Origin of the sequence: Legionella worsleiensis (assembly GCF_001467535.1) — a bacterium.
GTDB lineage: Bacteria > Pseudomonadota > Gammaproteobacteria > Legionellales > Legionellaceae > Legionella > Legionella worsleiensis.
Window position 1 is genome coordinate 1 of sequence record NZ_LNZC01000026.1, and the last position, 293, is coordinate 293.

The window sequence follows — 293 nt, forward strand, 5'->3', positions numbered from 1 at the left end:
AAAAACAGACGCACCAAATGAATCACCTCGACAACCCCCAGCCATGAAAAAACATTCCCAGATTAAACACCCTGTAATACGACTCCGTCTATTACAGGCTACATATGGATTTGTGACTCATTTAGGCGTAGCCTGTATTAGACGAAGTCGTAATACAGGTAGTCCAATTCCCTATCTCATCAAGTCGCAAAAAAAAACAGACGCACCAGATGAATCACCTCGACAACCCCCAGCCATGAAAAAACATTCCCAGATTAAACACCCTGTAATACGACTTCGTCTATTACAGGCTA

General features: G+C 42.7%; 1 protein-coding gene. It reads left to right on the forward strand.

Annotated elements, in window-relative coordinates:
* A partial coding sequence (locus Lwor_RS13885) for a hypothetical protein (RefSeq protein ID WP_162262302.1) occupies positions 1 to 293 on the forward strand: 293 nt, incomplete at both ends.